General features: G+C 72.6%; 16 protein-coding genes. 7 read left to right on the forward strand and 9 right to left on the reverse strand.

Annotated features, from left to right (window positions below):
- Positions 1–342: 342 nt before the first annotated feature.
- On the reverse strand, positions 343–930 hold the full coding sequence (locus AC5L38_RS33680; protein WP_495246835.1) for a TetR/AcrR family transcriptional regulator C-terminal domain-containing protein: 588 nt from the start codon (positions 928–930) through the stop codon (positions 343–345).
- A 196-nt stretch (positions 931–1,126) separates the two neighbouring features.
- Here AC5L38_RS33680 and AC5L38_RS33685 point away from each other — a divergent pair, with 196 nt between their 5' ends.
- Positions 1,127–1,528, forward strand: coding sequence for a hypothetical protein (locus tag AC5L38_RS33685; protein WP_495246836.1), 402 nt, complete (start codon positions 1,127–1,129; stop codon positions 1,526–1,528).
- A gap of 345 nt (positions 1,529–1,873) precedes the next feature.
- On the opposite strand, the gene AC5L38_RS33690 is transcribed toward AC5L38_RS33685, so the two are convergent.
- The 3 genes from AC5L38_RS33690 to AC5L38_RS33700 all read right to left on the reverse strand — a co-directional run bounded on the left by AC5L38_RS33690 (position 1,874) and on the right by AC5L38_RS33700 (position 4,755).
- A complete protein-coding gene (locus AC5L38_RS33690) occupies positions 1,874–2,533 on the reverse strand; it encodes an isochorismatase family protein (RefSeq protein ID WP_495246837.1) in 660 nt (219 codons plus the stop codon).
- Between the two features lie 193 nt (positions 2,534–2,726).
- On the reverse strand, positions 2,727–3,968 hold the full coding sequence (locus AC5L38_RS33695) for an isochorismate synthase (protein WP_495246838.1): 1,242 nt from the start codon (positions 3,966–3,968) through the stop codon (positions 2,727–2,729).
- 19 nt (positions 3,969–3,987) lie between these two features.
- On the reverse strand, positions 3,988–4,755 hold the full coding sequence (locus AC5L38_RS33700) for a 2,3-dihydro-2,3-dihydroxybenzoate dehydrogenase (RefSeq protein ID WP_495246839.1): 768 nt from the start codon (positions 4,753–4,755) through the stop codon (positions 3,988–3,990).
- Between the two features lie 388 nt (positions 4,756–5,143).
- On the opposite strand from AC5L38_RS33700, the gene AC5L38_RS33705 reads away from it, so the two are divergent.
- The gene (locus tag AC5L38_RS33705; protein WP_495246840.1) at positions 5,144–5,353 is read left to right on the forward strand and encodes an MbtH family protein; all 210 of its coding nucleotides are present in this window, start codon (positions 5,144–5,146) and stop codon (positions 5,351–5,353) included.
- 299 nt (positions 5,354–5,652) lie between these two features.
- On the opposite strand, the gene AC5L38_RS33710 is transcribed toward AC5L38_RS33705, so the two are convergent.
- The 3 genes from AC5L38_RS33710 to AC5L38_RS33720 all read right to left on the reverse strand — a co-directional run bounded on the left by AC5L38_RS33710 (position 5,653) and on the right by AC5L38_RS33720 (position 8,891).
- The gene (locus AC5L38_RS33710) at positions 5,653–7,077 is read right to left on the reverse strand and encodes an RNA polymerase sigma factor (protein ID WP_495246841.1); all 1,425 of its coding nucleotides are present in this window, start codon (positions 7,075–7,077) and stop codon (positions 5,653–5,655) included.
- 195 nt (positions 7,078–7,272) lie between these two features.
- Positions 7,273–7,647: a hypothetical protein gene (locus AC5L38_RS33715; protein ID WP_495246842.1), complete on the reverse strand. Its 375-nt coding sequence runs from the start codon at positions 7,645–7,647 to the stop codon at positions 7,273–7,275.
- A 50-nt stretch (positions 7,648–7,697) separates the two neighbouring features.
- A complete protein-coding gene (locus AC5L38_RS33720) occupies positions 7,698–8,891 on the reverse strand; it encodes an AMP-binding protein (RefSeq protein ID WP_495246843.1) in 1,194 nt (397 codons plus the stop codon).
- Between the two features lie 117 nt (positions 8,892–9,008).
- On the opposite strand from AC5L38_RS33720, the gene menB reads away from it, so the two are divergent.
- Both menB and menD read left to right on the forward strand, forming a co-directional pair.
- Positions 9,009–9,860, forward strand: a complete 852-nt coding sequence (menB, locus tag AC5L38_RS33725) for a 1,4-dihydroxy-2-naphthoyl-CoA synthase (protein ID WP_495246952.1) — start codon at positions 9,009–9,011, stop codon at positions 9,858–9,860.
- A 223-nt stretch (positions 9,861–10,083) separates the two neighbouring features.
- Positions 10,084–11,742: a 2-succinyl-5-enolpyruvyl-6-hydroxy-3-cyclohexene-1-carboxylic-acid synthase gene (gene menD, locus AC5L38_RS33730; protein ID WP_495246844.1), complete on the forward strand. Its 1,659-nt coding sequence runs from the start codon at positions 10,084–10,086 to the stop codon at positions 11,740–11,742.
- A 126-nt stretch (positions 11,743–11,868) separates the two neighbouring features.
- Here menD and AC5L38_RS33735 read toward each other — a convergent pair whose 3' ends face one another.
- Both AC5L38_RS33735 and AC5L38_RS33740 read right to left on the reverse strand, forming a co-directional pair.
- On the reverse strand, positions 11,869–12,603 hold the full coding sequence (locus AC5L38_RS33735; RefSeq protein ID WP_495246845.1) for an ABC transporter permease: 735 nt from the start codon (positions 12,601–12,603) through the stop codon (positions 11,869–11,871).
- Positions 12,600–13,286 carry an ABC transporter ATP-binding protein gene (locus tag AC5L38_RS33740; protein ID WP_495246846.1) on the reverse strand — a complete coding sequence of 229 codons (687 nt, stop codon included), beginning with the start codon at positions 13,284–13,286 and terminating at the stop codon, positions 12,600–12,602. Before AC5L38_RS33740 ends, AC5L38_RS33735 begins: the two co-directional genes overlap by 4 nt.
- Positions 13,287–13,441: 155 nt before the next feature.
- Here AC5L38_RS33740 and AC5L38_RS33745 point away from each other — a divergent pair, with 155 nt between their 5' ends.
- From AC5L38_RS33745 to AC5L38_RS33755, 3 genes are all read left to right on the forward strand, one after another.
- Complete coding sequence (locus tag AC5L38_RS33745) at positions 13,442–14,542, forward strand: sensor histidine kinase (protein WP_495246847.1); 1,101 nt, start codon at positions 13,442–13,444, stop codon at positions 14,540–14,542.
- A gap of 301 nt (positions 14,543–14,843) precedes the next feature.
- On the forward strand, positions 14,844–15,485 hold the full coding sequence (locus AC5L38_RS33750) for a response regulator (RefSeq protein WP_495246848.1): 642 nt from the start codon (positions 14,844–14,846) through the stop codon (positions 15,483–15,485).
- Between the two features lie 112 nt (positions 15,486–15,597).
- Positions 15,598–16,080 (forward strand): YflT domain-containing protein, encoded by a 483-nt coding sequence (locus tag AC5L38_RS33755; RefSeq protein WP_495246849.1) that lies wholly within the window; start codon positions 15,598–15,600, stop codon positions 16,078–16,080.
- Positions 16,081–16,221 lie beyond the last annotated feature (141 nt).

Here is a 16,221-nt window from a genome sequence, read left to right on the forward strand (position 1 = left end):
CCGATGGGTCTCCGTTCCCACGTATGACGGGGACGAGCATCTTAATGTTGATATATGGCCATGCGGCCCCTAACAGAACGGGGGCCGCACATCAAGCAGATCAAGTGTGCGATCGATCGCACCTCGGCGACATAGCCCGTTAGGACTGTTTGAGAACTGGTAAGGGGTCAGTCCGGCAGGGCTTTATCAGGGGATGTGACCTATAACACAGCATGCCTCATATAAGGACATTCGACCAAGTGCGACACGCCGCCGAGCAGGTAAACGATCGGTTACAAGTTTCTGACGTGCGCCGACGCGGATTTCCTGGCCCGTGACCGTCCGTTACCCGATCCGATGCGTTCACCGCGTGCCCAGACCGGCCAGGAGCGCGTCCAGGCCGTGCTCGAAGTCGGCGTCGGCCGCCGGGCTGCCGCCTCCCCTGGACGGGGGGCGCCAGGGCTCGTCCTCGTCGCCGGAGGGGTCGGCCCAGCCCGACTGCTGCACCTCCACCGCCACCGCGCCGAAGACGTAGGCCCGCAGGGCCCGCACCGCCCCCGCGGGATCGGCCAGGCCCGCGTCGGCCAGCTGGTCGGTCTGCTCCCTGATCGCGATCGCCGCCCTGCCCCTCGGCGGCTTGGTCAGGGCCAGGGCGAGCACCCCGGGATGCTCCCTCAGCGCGGCCCGGCTCGCCCGGCACCAGGACCTCGCGCTCTCCTGCCAGCTCTCGCCGGGCTCGGCGTGGACGGTGGTGACGTGCTCGGCCAGCGCGTCCATCAGGGCGTCCTTGCCGCGCGGCAGGTGGTGGTAGATGGCCATCGCCTCCACCTGGAGCGCGTCACCCAGCCGGCGCATCGTCAGGCGCCGGAGCCCCTGGCCGTCGGCGATGTGGAGGGCGGCGTCGATGATGCGCTCCCTGGAGAGCGGGACGGGTGGTCGCTTGGCAGGCATGGGAGGCATCCTGCCACCGCTCACCTTACTGCGTAAAGGACGGCGCGCCGGGCCGCTGCGAAGAGGTCCGCGGAGATCTGCGGAGGTCCGTGGAGGTCCGGTCCCTTCCCTGAGTGTGTGGGGCGGGGGCGGACCGCGTAGGCTACGAGCGGTGATCTGCCGGAGGAGATCCGGCGACGGCGAGAGAGGGAAGAAGATGGCGTTTTTCCGACCGCGCGTGAGCCGGGAGGCGGAGGTTCGTCACCACGCTGACCAGGAGGTCGGGAAGAGCTTCCCCGAGCTCCTGGAGAAGGCGCGCCAGGCCGAGGCCGAGGTGCGCCGGGCGCAGGCCGCCGCGGCCCCCGTGCAGGAGCTGCGGGCCGCCGGGCTGGCCTTCGACAGGGCGCTCACCGAGGCCCTGCGCGCCGCCGAGGCCAACCAGCGCGCGACGTTCGGGATCAGGTCCTACGACGACCGGATCCGCCGCCGCAAGGGCAGGGCCACCCCCAGGGGCGCCGAGTGGACCACCGAGGTCAACCGCCTGCGCACCCTTCGCGAGCAGAACCGGCTGACCGGCATCCCCAGGGTCCCGCGCCCGGTCACCGCCACCGCCCGCTGACCCGCGGTCCAGGTCCTCGTCCCGGTCCGCGCCGGGGGTTTCCCCCGCGGGCGCCCGGGCGCGGGCTTGGTCCCGATCCGCCCGGCGGCCACCGCCCGCTGACCTGATCCGAACGGCCTCTCGCCGCCCGTCACACGTTCCCGTGACGGGCGGTTTCGCCGTCCAGGGGTTCGGAAGTTCGGGAGGGGCCGTGCGGTGTGCCCGCACCTCGTGCCCGCGTCTCGTCTCGGACACCTCGTGTCCGCGTCTCGCGCTCGGAGCCGTCTCGGACTCGCGCGAGGGGTCGTCCACCCGTGCGCGGGGCCCCCGCCCGCGCCGTCCGGCCTCCGGGTAGGCCGGTACGGCTCAGCGGGTGGCGTGCGCGGCGGAGGCGGAGAGCATCCGCCGTACGCGGACGGCCGGCAGGACGGCCGCGCACCGCTCCGCCGCGTAGGTCTGGGCCATCCGGTGGTGCTCGGCGGAGAAGTCGGCCACCCCGTCGGCCACGAAGAACACCTCCACGTCGCCCATGAAGGCGTCGCAGGCCGTCATCAGGCATCCGATGTGGGCGTAGATGCCGGTGACGATGAGCTGGTCGCGCCCGTGGTCGGCGAGCAGGTCGCGCAGCGGGGTGCGGTGGAAGGCGCTGTAGCGCCACTTGGTCAGCCGGATGTCGTCCGGGCCGGGGGCGAGCGGGGCGATGATCTCCTGGGCGCTCGGTTCGGCACCGACACCGGCCCCCCAGAAGTCCTCCAGCAGGCCGCGCTGGGCCGAGGTCTGCCCGCCGGGCTGGGCCGAGTACACGACCGGGACGCCGGCCTCCCAGGCCGTCTCGCGGAGCTCGGCGATCGCCGAGACCAGCTCCACGATCGGCGAGGTTCCCGGTGCGAACGCGTTCACGAAGTGGTTCTGCATGTCGTGGACGAGGAGTACCGCGCGGCGGGCGTCCGGGGTCCAGGAGACGCGGTTGGCGGGCATCTCGTCCTCGCGGGGCATCGGATAGGGGGTGATCACGGGTAAGGCCACGGCTGCCTCTCTTTCTGTTTTCTCTGGTGTCTCGACGTGCCGGGGGTCACCGGGGTCGGTGGCCTCGGCGGTCCCGATCCCGATCGCGGTGGTCCGGCGGGGCGCCCCGCCCGTGGGAGGGGGCTCCGGAGCGCCGAGGGGCACTCCGGAACGGGCGTCCCCCGGGCCGGACGCCCGGCCCGGGGGACGCCCGTCACGTGTCTCCTCTCCGAGGCTGCTCGCCGACGACCGCGACGGCGTCCAGGCCGGGAACGGTGTCCAGGCCGGGAACGGCGTCCGAGCCCGCGCCCAGGTCCACGTCGAGGTCCGGGGCCAGTCCGAGGGCCTGCAGGAGGGTGCGGAACTTCGCCGAGGTCTCGGCCAGCTCCTCCTCGGGGACCGAGCCCGTGACGATCCCGCCACCGGCGAACAGCCGGATGCCGCCACCGGTCACCTCGGCGCAGCGGATCGCCACCGCCCACTCGCCGTCCCCCGAGGCGTCGCACCAGCCGACCATGCCGGTGTAGAAACCCCGGTCGAAGGGTTCGATGCCGGCGATCGCGGCGCGCGCGGCGACGGTGGGCGTCCCGCAGACCGCGGGGGTGGGGTGCAGGGCGACCGCCAGGTCCAGCGAGGTGGTGCGCGGGTCGGCGAGCCTCCCGGTGATCCTGCTGGACAGGTGCCACATGGTGGAGGTGCAGATCAGCGACGGCTCGGCCGGGACGCTCAGCGCCCGGCAGTGCGGGGCGAGCGCGGCGGCCACGGCCTCGACCACGACCGCGTGCTCGTGCTGCTCCTTGGCCGAGCAGAGCAGCGCCGCCGCTCGGCGGCGGTCCTCGGCGCGGTCGGCGCTGCGCGCGGCGGAGCCGGCCAGCGGGTTGGCGACGACGGCGGGCCCGTCCCTGGAGACCAGCAGCTCGGGGCTGGCGCCCACCAGGGTCCGCCCGCCGGGCAGGTCGACGGCGAAGACGTGGCCGTGCGGGTCGCGGACCGCCAGGCGCCGGACCATCGTGGCGATGTCGGCCGGTTCCGGGCTCGTCAGCTCCAGCGACCTGGCGAGCACCACCTTCTCCACCGCGCCCGTGGCGAGCAGTTCCAGCACCCTCCGTACGCTCTCCAGGTGCTCGGAGGGGGTGGGGACCGGGGTGATCCGCCACGGCCGCGCGCCCTGCCGGGGAGGGGGTTCGCCGGAGACGAAGGGATCGGCCCAGCGGGCCCGCACCGGGGTGATCAGCCGGGCCGAGGCGGGGTCGTCGAACGGGATCGCGCCGAGGACCAAATCGCGGTGTTCTCGTACGCGTTCGGCCAGCTCCCGCATGGTCCAGGCGGGCGCCACCACGTCGGCGACGCCCCCGGCCAGGAGGGTGTGCCGGGGAGAGGAGAAGATCGATGAGGAGCCCGGCCGGTACTCGTCGAGAAGCTCGGTGGCGCTGACCGCCTCGTATGCGATTGTCAAGGCTGACCTTTCGGGGAGCTCAGGCCCTGAGCGTGGCACCGCCGTCCACGTACAGGTCTTGCATGGTGATGTGCCGGGCACGGTCCGAGGCCAGGAAGAGAACGGCTTCGGCGACGTCCTCGGGGTCGGCCAGCCGGCCCAGCGGAATGCCCACGCGGTAGGAGGAGGGGTCTCCGTCGATGACCGCGCGAGGGTCGAACCCCGCCTGCATGGCGGTGTCGGTCGATCCGGGCGAGACCACGTTGCAGCGGATGCCGTGGCGGGCGAGTTCCAGCCCGGCACACCGGGTGAACATGACCGCGGCGGCCTTGGACGCCGCGTACGCCGCCATGCCGACGCGCGGCACGCCCGCGGCGTTGGAGGCCACGGTCACGATCGTCCCGCCGCCGCGGGGGATCATGCGGCGGGCGACGGCCCGGACGGCGTGGAAGACCCCGCCGGTGTTCACCGCGAACACCTGGGCCCAGTCGTCGGCGCCGATCTCGGTCACCGCGCCGGTGCGCAGCACGCCCGCGACGTTGACCAGGACCCCGATCGGTCCCAGCTCGTCCTCGACCCTCGCGACGACCGCGTCCACCTGTCCGGGGTCGGTGACGTCGGCGCGATGGCGCGTCACCGGCTCCCCGCGGTCGTCCCAGGGGCCGTCCCGTACGTCGGCCCCGGCCACGACCGCCCCGGCCCGGGCGAGGGTCGCCGCGACGGCGGCTCCGATGCCCCCGGCGGCGCCCGTGACGAGGGCCACCGTCCCGGAGAGCCCGGGATGGTCCTGCCGATCGATCACACTCACCTCACTGATTTACTTAGGTTAGCCTTGCCTCACTTACCCTGGTTGTCGAGAGCGTGGCGGGTAAGAGTCAAAAGGTGGTCTGGCCCCTGATGATTGGGCATCTTGACATTGTCGTCAATGGGGTGGATCTTAGGTTAGGCTTCCCTAATAAGACACTCCGCCCCAGTGGTCTCTCGGGCCACTCGTTCAACGTCGTGACCAGGCACTTCGCTGAGGTACACACAGTTATGCCATTTTCGTCTGCCTTTTTCCCGTGCCCGGACGACCCATCACATCCGGGCGGGGGGAACGGCGGTCGCCGACCCCCGGGCGCCGGTGCCGGGACCGGCGCCGGGCGAATCCACGCAGCCGGGTCCGCCGCCCGGCACACCCACGCTGGAGGTATCCGATGACCAACCCCTTCGACGACGAGAGCGCGTCCTTCGTGGTGCTGGTGAACGCCGAGGGCCAGCACTCGCTGTGGCCCGCGTTCGCCGACGTCCCCCCGGGTTGGGAGATCGCCCACGGTGAGGACTCCCGCGCGGGCTGCCTGGCCTACGTCGAGGGCTCCTGGACCGACATGCGCCCCAGGAGCCTCGTCGCCGAGATGGGCGCCTGACCTCCTTCAAGACCTCCAGGGCCTTCCAGATCTTCAGGCCTTCCAGACTTTCAGGGCCTTCAGGCCTTCAGGCCTTCCAGACTTTCAAGGCCTTTCAAGCCTTCGAGGGCCGGTACGGAAACCGTCGCCCCGGTACCCGTACCGGCCCCTCGGGGAGGGGCGCTCCGCGCTCCTGCCGGTCCCATCGGGGGGCACTCCCCGCCGGGGCCGGAACACGGCGAAGGGCGCCACCGCGGACCGTGAGGTCTCGCGGTGGCGCCCTTCGGAGATATCGGGACTTCGGGAACCGCCGGACGGGGTCAGCTGGCCCAGTCGAGCAGCGGGCGGGTGTTGCTGGGGTGGCGCAGCTTGGAGAGCGACTCCTTCTCCAGCTGGCGGATGCGCTCGCGCGTCAGGCCGAGATACTTGCCGATCTCGTCGAGGGTGTGGGGCTTGCCGTCGACGAGGCCGAAGCGCAGGGCCATGATCTTGGCCTCCCTGGGAGAGAGGTTGCCGAGCACGCCGCGCAGCTGCTCGCCCAGCAGCTGGCGGTCGACGACCTCCGACGCCTCGGGCGAGTCGACGTCCTCGATGAGGTCGCCGATGGTGGTCTCGCCGTCCTCGCCGATGGTGGCGTTGAGGCTGATCGGCTGGCGGCTGGTGCGCAGCAGCTCCTCGATCTGGTCGGGGGTCTTGTCCAGCTCGACGCCCAGCTCCTCCGGCGTGGGCTCGCGGCCCAGACGCTGGTGCATGTCGCGCTCGACGCGCGACAGCTTGGAGAGCATCTCCAGCACGTGCACCGGCAGCCTGATGGTGCGGGCCGAGTCGGCGAAGCCGCGCTGGATGGCCTGGCGGATCCACCACATGGCGTAGGTGGAGAACTTGTAGCCCTTGGTGTAGTCGAACTTCTCCACCGCGCGGATCAGGCCCAGGTTGCCCTCCTGGACCACGTCGAGCAGGGCCATGCCCCGGTCGGTGTACTTCTTCGCCACGGAGACGACCAGGCGGAGGTTGGCCTCCAGCATGTGGTCCTTGGCCCGGCGGCCGTCCTCGGCGATCCACTCCAGGTCGTCGCGCGCGACCGCGGACAGGCCCGGCTCGGCCTCCAGCTTGGACTCGGCGTACAGGCCGGCCTCGATGCGCTTGGCCAGCTCGACCTCCTGCGCGGCGGTGAGCAGGGTGCGACGGCCGATCGACTTCAGGTAGGTGTGCACCGAGTCGCCCATGACCGAGGACTGGTCGTCGAGGTCGAGGGTCGGCTCGGCCTCCACCTCGGCGACCTCGGCCTCCTCCGGCGGGTTCCACTCGTCGTCGAGCTCCGCCGCTGCGTCCTTTGTGTCCTTGGTGTCCTTGGCGGTCGTGGTCTTCTTCGCGGCCCTGGCGGTCTTGAGACCGCCCGCGGGCTCGGTCTTGGTCGTGGCTGCGGCGCCCTGGACGTCGTCGGCGGCCTCGGTCTTGGCCGTGCCCTTCCTCGCGGGCGCGGCCTTGGCCTTGCGGACGGGGGTCTTGCGGGTGCTCTTGGCGCCGGACGCGGACAGCGCGGGCTCGTTCTCGGCCGCCAGGCTGACGCCCGCCTCGGTGAGCTCCCGCAGGATCGACCTGCCCTCGGTGGGGCTGATGCCCGCCTCGGCGAAGGCGTGGCGCAGCTCCGCGAGGGAAAGGTGGCCCTGGACTCGCCCTCGGTCAAGGAGCTGGTCGAGGGTCGTCGGGGCCTCAGATGAGGTCGCCACGGCGGTTGGGGGCATGAGGACACCTCCTCCATCACGGAGTCTTCTGAATTTACGGTTTGCTGGTCTTGGGGTGGCGCGGTCTGGGGGCCGCTCGGCGCACCAGTACCAATAACCCCAGTCAAGAACTTTCTGTTCCCGACCCGGCCCGGAAAATATGAAGGGCGGACCGCCTTCCCGGCGATCCACCCGCGTCCGGGCGCCCGAGAGGGCCTACTCGATCACTTCCACGGGACTCTCTCCCGCCGGGCCCAAGGAGCCTTCGACCAGGGGGCCGTCGACCATGGGCAGCGGGAAGGGCTCGGCCTTCTCCAGGCGGTTCTCGTTCCAGTAGCCGATGACCTTCTCGGGGTCGGGGTTGACCTCCTTGGAGACGACGAAGTCCTCCGCGGGAGGGGTGGGCGTGGTCGGGGACGGCTCGTACGAGGGCGGGCCCGGCTCGTTCGGGGCGACCGGCACCGGCTCGGCCGACGGTTTCCCCGCCCTGCCGATCCCGCCCGAGGCGGCGGCCGCCGTGACGGAGATGCCGCCGGCGAGGACCAGGCTCACGATTCCAGCCGAGACCCATGTCTTCCGGGTGACGTTCATCGGGCTTGTCCTTCCTGCTTCGGCTACCTGTTGGACGTGTCAGGGCACCTTCACGGTTCCCGATCACGACCATAACGGAGAGTTTCAAGATCTGGTTTGCCATTGGCCAGAAGCGGTATTTCGGTCATAACTACCAGCTCGGCAGGGGCCGCGTAGGCGGGCAGCCGTTCCTTGGCGAAGGCGCGCAACTCGGCGAGGGACGGCGGGTCGGGCGAGACGACGACGGCCACCACCCGCTCGCCCCACTCGGGGTCGGGACGGCCGACCACGGTGGCGTCGACGATCGCGGGATGCTCGGCCAGCACGGCGGCCACCGCCGCGGCGACGACCTTCTCGCCCCCGGTGTTGATGACGTCGTCGGCCCGCCCCAGCACGCGCAGCCGCCCGCCCTCCAGGACGCCCAGGTCCGAGGTGAGGAACCGGTCGCCGTCGCGGGCGGCCTCGGTGAGGTCGGGGCGCAGCCGGTAGCCGGAGAACAGCACGGGCCCGCCCAGGCGGATCCGGCCGTCGCCGCCGACGCCGACCTCCACCCCGTCGAGGGGCTCGCCGTCGTAGACGCACCCGCCGCAGGTCTCGCTCATGCCGTACGTGGTGACCACCCTGGCCCCGGCCTCGCGGGCCGCGGCGAGCAGGCCGGGGGGAGCGGCGGCGCCGCCGAGCAGGATCGTCCTGAACGCCGATATGCCCGTCCCGCCCGCCTGGAGCAGCCGGCGCAGCTGGGTCGGCACCAGCGAGACGTGGTCGGCGCCGCCGGAGAGCGCCGAGAGCACGGCCTCGGGGGAGAACCCGTCGTGCACGATCGGCTCGGTGCCGCCCAGCAGCGACCTCACCAGGACCTGCAGGCCGGACACGTGAGAGGGTGGCAGGCAGCACAGCCAGCGCTCGCCCGGCCCCGCGTCCAGGCGCCGCAGCGAGGCCGACGCCGAGGCGAGCAGGGCCTCGGCGGACAGCTGCGCGCCCTTGGGGACGCCGGTCGAGCCGCTGGTGGCGATGACCACCGCGACCTCGGGGGGCACGCCGACGCCGCCCTCGCGGCGGACCCCGTCGACGTGGGTCGGGCGCAGCGCGTCGAGCGTCGCCCGCAGCGCGGGGGCGGGCAGGGCGGGGGAGAGGGGCAGCACGGCTGGACCGCGGCCGTCCAGTGCCGCGCCGACGGCCCGGAACAGCTCCGGGCCCGGCGCCGAAACCACGGCGTGCAATTCCCGTTGCACGGAAAGCCACTCCTCCTGCACAGGAATGGTCATCACAGTCGTAAGGTTAGTGCCGAATGCCGGACAACGGCCGGGCTGGTCCCGGCAAAGGGGAAGGGTGAAGTCATCGTGGGCACGGAGCGGGTCGAGCCGGGCGTGAACGAGCAGGTGGTGTCGGAGACGGCCTCCGAGAGCGACGGCGCGGTCGACTGGAAGAGGTCCGGGCAGTACGAGGACATCATCTACGAGACCGGCGAGGGCATCGCCAAGATCACGATCAACCGCCCCGAGCGGCACAACGCGTTCCGCCCGACGACGCTCTTCGAGCTCAAGGACGCCTTCAACGCCGCCCAGGAGGACGCCGAGGTCGGTGTGATCATCTTCACCGGCGCGGGCGACCGGGCCTTCTGCTCCGGGGGCGACCAGAAGATCCGCGGCGACGACGGCTACGTCGACAAGTCCACCCCGCACGTCGGCCGCCTCAACGTGCTCGACCTGCAGGTCCAGATCCGCCGCTGTCCCAAGCCGGTCATCGCGATGATCGCCGGTTACGCCATCGGCGGCGGCCACGTGCTGCACGTGTGCTGCGACCTGTCCATCGCCGCCGACAACGCGATCTTCGGCCAGACCGGCCCCAAGGTCGGCTCCTTCGACGGCGGCTACGGCTCCTGGCTGCTGGCCGAGACCGTCGGCCTCAAGCGGGCCCGCGAGATCTGGTACCTCTGCCGCCAGTACGACGCGCAGAAGGCCCTCGACTGGGGCCTGGTCAACGCGGTCGTGCCGCTCGCCGAGCTCGAGGCCGAGACGGTCAGGTGGGCCAGGGAGATGCTGGACAAGTCGCCGCTGGCCCTGCGCATGCTCAAGGGCGCGCTGAACGCGGTGACCGACGGCGCCGCGGGGATGCAGCAGTTCGCCGGTGACGCCACCCTGCTCTACTACATGAGCGAGGAGGCGCAGGAGGGCCGCAACGCCTTCAAGGAGAAGCGCACCCCCGACTTCGGCAGGTTCCCGCGCCGTCCCTAGGGGCGGCCGAGGACGCTGGAAACAGGTCGCCGTCATCAAGGGCGGCCGGAGACAGGTTTCAGCGCGGTCGTGAGCGGCGGGAGCGGGTTCCCCCGCCGCTCCCGGGGGCAGCGGGGATCCGGACGGATCGGTCCCGAGGCGCGCGGTCCCGCGTAGGCGAGGTGGCTTTCGCGCGCCTCAAGACGGACTCACCCCCGGGTGCGGAGATGAAGGAGGCGGTGCGGTGAATCCCGCGACCGCGCTCGCGACGGTGCTGGTCGACGAGCTCGCCCGCTGCGGTCTCACGGACGTGGTGCTCGCGCCCGGTTCGCGCTCGGCGCCGCTCGCCCTGGCCGTGCACGCCGACAGCCGCATCCGGCTGCACGTGCGGGTGGACGAGCGCTCGGCCTCCTACCTGGCGGTGGGCCTGGCCCGCCGCAGCGAGCGGCCGGTCGTGCTGATCTGCACCTCGGGCACCGCGGCGGCCAACTTCCACCCGGCCGTCATCGAGGCGCACGAGTCGGGGGTGCCGCTGCTGGTGCTCACCGCCGACCGCCCGCCCGAGCTGCGCGACACCGGCGCCAGCCAGACGGTCGACCAGGTCAAGCTGTACGGCACGTCCGTCCGCTGGTTCAGCGAGGTCGGCGTGCCCGAGAACCGCCCCGGCCAGGTCGCCTACTGGCGGTCGACGGCCTGCCGCGCCTACCAGCGCGCGATGGGCCCCTACGACCCGGGCCCCGTGCACCTCAACCTGGCCTTCCGCGAGCCGCTCATCCCCGACGACGACCCGTCCTGGTGCGAGTCCCTCGACGGTGACGACGGAGGCCCGTGGGTCCGCGCCCGGGTGGCCTCCCCGCCGGTGGCGCTGCACCTGCCGCCGACCAGGCGGGGCGTGCTGGTCGTCGGCGAGGGCGCGACCAACACGCGCAGGTACGTCGCGGCGGCGGGCATGGCCGGGTGGCCGGTCCTGTCGGAGCCCAACGGCGGCGCCCGCTACGGCGACCACGCGATGTCGGCCTACCACTTCCTCCTCGGCACCCCGGAGTTCGCCGACCGGCACCGCCCCGACGTCGTGGTCACCCTGGGCCGTCCCGGCCTGTCCAAGCCGCTGCTCAAATGGCTGAGGCACGCGGGCGAGCACATCGTGGTCGCCTCCGACCTGACCCGCTGGCCCGACCCGACCCGCTCGGCCACCCAGGTGGCCCAGGTGGTGGAGATCCCGGTCGCCGCGGGCGACGACGCGTGGCTGCACTCCTGGCGCCGCGCCGACACGGCGGCCAGGGCCGCGATCGACGAGGTGCTGGACGGGGCCGGGCTCAGCGAGCCGCGCCTGGCCCGCGACCTGGTGGAGGCGCTGCCCAACGGGTCGCTGCTGTTCTCCGGCTCCTCCATGCCGATCCGCGACCTCGACCAGGCCATGCGCCCCCGGAGGGGCCTGCGGATCATGGCCAACCGGGGGGCGGCGGGGATCGACGGGGTGGTGTCGTCGGCGATGGGCGCCGCCCTCGCCCACAACGGCCCCGCCTACGCCCTGATGGGCGACCTGACCTTCCTGCACGACCAGAACGGGCTGCTCCTCGGCTCCCGCGAGCCGCGCCCCGACCTCTGCCTGGTCGTGGTGAACAACGACGGCGGCGGGATCTTCTCGCTGCTTCCCCAGGCCGCGCTGCGCGACCCCTTCGAGCGGGTCTTCGGCACCTCGCACGGGGTGGACCTGGGCTACGTGGCCGCCGCCACCGGCACGCCGTACACCTTCGTGGACGAGCCGGGCCAGCTGGTCAAGGCGCTGCGCGGCGACGGGCTGCGCATGGTCGAGGTGCGCACCGACCGGGAGTCCAACGCGGTGCTGCACGCCATGATGCGCGACGCGGCCCACGACGCCGTCCGCGGCGCCATGGCGTGACACGCGTGCTCCCGGGGGCGGGCCGTGGCGCGTGCCCCCCGGGAGCATCCGGTACGGCCGTGCGGTTCTCCGTGCCGTGGTTCGTGACACCGTGCGTGCCGTGGTCCGTGACACCGTACGGCGAGGTCACGTGACGTCGCGGCGGAGCGTCAGCGCGCGGGCGGCGAGCACGGCCACCGCGACGTAGCCCGCGAACAGCAGCCCGCCGGCCCAGACGGGCAGCAGCTCACCGCCCAGGGGCATGCCGCCCAGAGCGCGGGCCGCCCCGGTCGGCAGCCACCTGCCGAGGTCGGGCAGGAAACTGACGAGCAGGTAGTCGGCGTACATGAACCAGGCCAGTGCCACCGCCACCGCGGCGACCTGGTTGCGGATCAGGGCCCCCAGGCCCACCCCGAGCAGGCCGTACAGGACGACCGCGAGCGCCGAGCCGAGCAGGACCGCGGGCACCCGGGGGGTCCAGGCGGGGTGGCCGGCCAGGCCGAGCATGACCAGCCCCGCCACCAGCGTGACCAGCGCCGAGACCACGGCGATCAGCAGGCCGACGATCCCGTACGCGGCCAGCTTGGCCCTCACCACCCGGTCCCGCCGGGGGCTGACCAGGAACTGCCAGGTGATCGTCTGGTGGCGGTTCTCCCCGGCCATGCCGAGCACGCCGAGTACCAGGGTGAAGACGTAGGCCTGCTGGGTCATGCTGTAGACGTTCTCGATCCGCGCGTCGAGCGGCATGCCGCCGCCCTGGCCCATCAGGAAGACCATCAGCCCCGCCCAGGCCACGCACAGCGGGGGCGCGAGGGCGGCCAGGATCCAGGTGATGCGGTTCGAGCGCGCCTTGAGCAGCTCGGCGCGGATCAGGCCGGTCATGCGGTCACCTCCATGTAGAGCTCCTCCAGGTCGGTCTCCGGGCTGAGCGGTCCCTGCCAGGCGAGGCGCCCCGCCCGTACGACGATCACCTGGTCGGCGATCTGCTGGATCTCGGCGAGTACGTGCGTGGAGACCAGGACCGTGCGCCCCTGGTGGGTGTAGGCCCGCAGGAAGCCCCGCAGCCAGCGCATGCCCTCCGGGTCCAGGCCGTTGGCGGGCTCGTCGAGGATGAGGATCTCCGGGTCCCCCAGCAGGGCGGAGGCCAGGGCGAGCCGCTGGCGCATGCCCAGGGAGAAGCCGCCCACCTTGCGGCCGGCGGCGGCGGTGAGGTCGACCTGTTCCAGCACGTGCTCCACGCGCCCGGGACCCAGCCCGGCGGCCAGGCGGAGCGCCTCCAGGTGCGTGCGGGCGCTCAGGCCCGGGTGGAAGGCCGTGGCCTCCAGTACCGCGCCGACCGTGGAGACCGGGCGCTCCAGGTCGCGGTAGGGGCCGCCGCCGATGGTCGCGGTGCCCTCGGTGGGCGTGACCAGGCCGAGGATCATGCGCAGGGTGGTGGTCTTGCCCGCCCCGTTGGGGCCGATGAAGGCCGTGAGTGTTCCCCGTTCCACCGTGAACGACAGGTCGTCGACGGCTCGTACCCCGCCGAACGACTTGCCGAGGTGGGTGACGCTGATTGCTGACATGCCTCGACGATGGCCCCCGGGCGGGTGGGAAGGCACGGTCCCGGGGGTGGATCCCGAGAGGTCCACCCGGGGGGAGGCGGCGGTGGCCGGGGGTGGAGACGATCTCCACCCCGGGGCCCATGGTCCGCCGCGGGGAGGGTCGATACCTTGTGGCCGTGACGTTCCTCCGTAGCCCCCCGGTGCGCTGGTTCCTCGCCGTCGTGCTGGCGGCGTACCTGGCCTTCGGCCCGCTGTTCGCCGTGGTCGAGATGGGCTGGCCCGGCGTGCTCTGGCTGCTTCCCCTCGGCGCGGCGGCCCTGGGCTGCTGCGCGTGGGCGCTGCTGGGCGGGGACGAGCGGCGCAACGCCTGGCTGCTCGCGGCCACCCTGGCCGGCGGGTTCACCCTGCACGCGGTCAGTCACTACAGCGGCATGGGGTTCCTGTACGTCGTCATCTTCGCCGCGCCGTTCAGGACCCGCTTCTGGCCCGCCGTGCTCCTGGTCACGGCCGACCTCGCCGGAACGACGGCCCTGTCCTTCCTGGTCGGGCTGCGGGGCTGGGAGGTGTGGGGCAACCTCCTCGGCCTCACCTACGTCGCGGTCCTCATCTTCCTGGTACGGCACGTGAGGACGACCAGGGAGCACGCCGCGGCGCTCGCCGAGGCGCGGGCGGGAGAGGCCGTGCTGGCCGAGCGGGCGCGGCTGGCCAGGGAGGTCCACGACATCCTGGCGCACTCGCAGTCGGCGCAGATCGTCCACCTGGAGGGGGCGCGGCTGCTGCTGGAGCAGGGCGAGGACCCGGCGGCGGCCCTCGACCGGGTCAACCGCGCCGTGCGGCTGGCGCGCGCCGGGCTGGAGGAGACCCGCCGGGCGCTCGACGCGCTGCGCGGGCAGGAGCTTCCGCTGGCCGAGCGGCTGGAGCTGCTGGCGGTGGAGTTCCGGTCGGTGACCGGCTCGCCCTGCGCGGTCTCGGTCGCCGGGGACCTCGGTTCGCTGGAGGCGGGGGCCAGGCTGGCGGTGGCCAGGACCGCGCAGGAGGCGCTGACGAACGCGCGCAAGCACGCGCCGGGCGCCGCGGTGTCGGTGGCGCTGCGCCGCGCCGGCGCGTGGTGCGAGCTGGAGGTGCGCGACACGGGCGGCCCGCCGGGCCCGCGGGAGTCGCGGGAAGGGGGGTACGGGCTGGTGGGGATGCGCGAGCGGGCCGAGCTGATCGGCGGTTCGCTGGCCGCCCGGCCGGGCGAGGAGGGTTTCGAGGTCCTGCTGCGGGTACCGGCGTGAGCCGCCCGCGGCGCCGTTCCGCCGCGGGGGCGGGAGCGGTGCCGCGGCCCGGCGGCGGGTCCGAGGGGCTTCGGGAGACCGCGCGGGACTTCGCGGGACCGCGAAGGTTTTCGCGGTACTTCGCGGGACTGCGAGGGACTTTGGGAGACTGCGAGGGGTTTCGAGGGACCGCGTGGGATTTCGCGGGATCGCGGGGGACCGCGCGGGACCTGCGGGATTTCGAGGGACCACGAAGGATTTCGCGGTCCCTCGCGGGACTTCGCGAGACTTCGCGAGACTTCGCGAGATGAGGAGGGCCGGTGTGACCGTGCGGGTGCTGGTGGCCGACGACCAGACGGTGGTGCGCGAGGGGCTGGTGCTGCTGCTGGGACTGCTGCCCGGCCTCGAGGTCGTGGGGGCCGCGGCCGACGGGCGGGAGGCGGTCGAGCTCACCGGCTCGCTGCGGCCCGACGTGGTCCTGATGGACCTGCGGATGCCCCGCATGGACGGGGTGGAGGCGACCCGCAGGATCAGGGCGGCCCACCCGGAGATCCACGTGGTGGTCCTGACGACGTACTCCGACGACGAGTCGGTCTTCGCGGCGCTGGGCGCGGGCGCGCGGGGCTACCTGACCAAGGACGCCGACGCCGAGTCCCTGGCCTCGGCCATCGCCACCGTGGTCGGGGGCGAGGCCCAGTTCGACCCCGCAGTCCAGCGGCGGCTGGCCGAGGCGGTGGCCGGGGGCCGCCGCTCGCCCGAACCGCCGGACGGGCTGACCCGCCGCGAGAGCGAGGTGCTGCGGCTGATAGCGGCGGGCCGCTCGAACGCGGAGATCGCCGGGGAGCTGTTCATCTCCGAGGCGACGGTCAAGACGCACATCAACAACCTCTTCGCCAAGGCGGGACTGCGTGACCGGGCCCAGGCGGTGACCTACGCCTTCCGGCACGGCCTGGTCCCCGACTGACCCTGACGGAACGGCGATGACTGTCAGGTCTGGGGATGTGGGGACGCCCCCACGGGGTCAGGGTGGATCGGGTACGGATTCACCTCGCGGGTGCCCGTTGGAGGGAAGTGCCATGCGACCTGACGTCAGTTTGACCGGCCACGAGACGGTGGCGGGTTTCGGCAACTACGCCGAGGCCCAGCGTGCCGTGGACCGGCTGTCGGACCAGAAGTTCCCGGTCGAGCACACGATGATCGTCGGAGTGGGTCTCCGGCTTGTCGAGCAGGTGCTCGGGCGGCTGACCTATCTTCGCGCCGCCGGGATGGGCGCGGCGACCGGAGCCTGGTTCGGACTGCTGATCGGCCTGTTCTTCGCGATCTTCACGCCCGGACGGTTCCCCTTCATCCTGGTCCTGTGGGGCCTGATCTGGGGTGCCATCGCCGGAGCGATCTTCGGACTGGTCGGCCACGCGCTCACCGGGGGCAAGCGCGACTTCCTCTCGTCGAGCGCGATCGTCGCCGACCGCTACGAGGTTCTGGTCGCGGCCCCGCACGCCGCCGAGGCGCGCAGGCTGCTCGACGTGGGCACGTCCCAGCAGATGCATCAGCAGATCTGACCGGAGCCTCCCGGGCCGAAGCCCGTACGGGCGCGCGGCCCGGCCGGTTCCGTGTCCCTGACCGGGAATCCGGCCGATGTCCCTGACCGGGCCAGGGCCCGCACGGGCGGCGGTGCGGACGGCGGTGTGGGCGGGTCTCGC

It is taken from the genome of Streptosporangium nanhuense (assembly GCF_059358815.1).